This is a genomic window from Catenibacterium sp. co_0103 (genome assembly GCF_004168205.1).
Taxonomy (GTDB): Bacteria; Bacillota_I; Bacilli_A; order Erysipelotrichales; family Coprobacillaceae; genus Catenibacterium; species Catenibacterium mitsuoka_A.
The window spans coordinates 1-1511 of record NZ_RCYB01000193.1 but is presented as its reverse complement, the minus strand read 5'-3'; the positions used below and the strand labels follow the sequence as shown (position 1 = coordinate 1511).

Sequence of the window (1511 nt, the reverse complement as noted above, 5' to 3'; positions counted from 1 at the left end):
CACTACAATCTGGTTGATTCTTTTAAATGTAACTGCAATAGGACGTGCAATTCCTATCCTTCTTACAAGTTCCTTTCTACATTTATCGTAGAGTTTCATCTTGCTCTGATTGGAGGGCTTGCATTTCCATACACCATTCCTTTGGAGGTAGGTGAATCCTAGAAACTTGCTTTCGGGTGGTCTGACCACTTTGGTCTTAGTAGCGCTGACTTTAAGAAATAGTTTTCTTTCAAGCCATGAAGTGACTGACTTCATTACTCTATTCGCACTCATTTCGCTCTTGACAAAGATATTGCAGTCATCTGCATATCTTACAAAGCGTAGTCCTCTATTTTCCAATTCCTTGTCAAACTTATCTAAATAAACGTTAGAAATAATTGGAGAAAGAGGGCCGCCCTGCGGTACACCGATTCTAGAAGGTTTTACTAAACCATCTTCCATAATCCCTGCCTGCATGAACTTGCGAATAAGATGTAATGTTGTTGAGTCATTCATATTCTTTTCTCTAAGTATTGAGATTAACTTGTCATGATTTACAGTGTCAAAATATGCTTCAATATCTAAGTCTATAACCCAGTCATAGCCTTCATTGATGTATTCTAGGGTCTTCAGTACAGCCATCTGTGCACTTCTTCTTGGTCTGAATCCATAACTGAATTCACTGAATGAAGAATCTAGTTTCTTCATTAACACTTGTGCAACAGCCTGTTGAATAACTCTATCTACAACTGTAGGTATACCTAATGGTCTTTTCTTGCCGTTAGGCTTTGGGATATAGACTCTCTTAACTGATTGGGGCTTATATTTCTTATTAAGTATGGAATATCTAATCTCTCTTCTATGCTTATAGAAATATTCATCAAGTTCATCTACTGTCATCTTATCGACTCCAGATACACCCTTGTTTCTCTTGACCTGTAGAATAGCCCTATCAATATTTGAATCACTTAGTATTTCATCAATTAATCTCATGTCTGTGTTCTCCTTTTCATATCGTAGATTTATCTAGAACCGTTCCCTTTTCCTTCATCTCCATAGAATTACGTTTTCCATTTATGAGATGATTCCAATTTCGAACTATCTAGATATTGCTTTATGATGAGTGACATCATATAAACATTAGGTCCTTTAGTGCTGGTGAGACACCTACTATGACCTCAGCTGACTCCTCACAGTAAGCTTTTTATCGCACAACTTACCATCACTGATTTTAAAGATATTGGACTTCGTTGCCTGTGAGGCCTCCCGGGGTAATTCACTAATCCTGCTTCTTTCACAACGCCTTGATTTACTCTCTTGGTTTTACGTTTACCTTTTGGACTTCGGTTTGTCGCGCAACCTTATCCACCATTTAGCCTTATATCAAGTTTCTGTTCGTACGTTCGAAGGAATCGCTACACCACTTCCTTCACTCCTACCTTTATGGTATCGGCTTGTGGTTCACTACACTTGGCGGTAAATACCTGTGGTCAGACTATCTCCGACTGAATTAGTGCCATGCCCGGCACACG

Annotated in this window: 1 protein-coding gene; it reads right to left on the bottom strand. The window is 38.8% G+C overall.

The features are described 5' to 3' along the window. A partial coding sequence (ltrA, locus tag EAI80_RS13075; RefSeq protein ID WP_129982380.1) for a group II intron reverse transcriptase/maturase occupies positions 1-972 on the bottom strand: 972 nt, incomplete at its 3' end. Positions 973-1511: the final 539 nt, after the last annotated feature.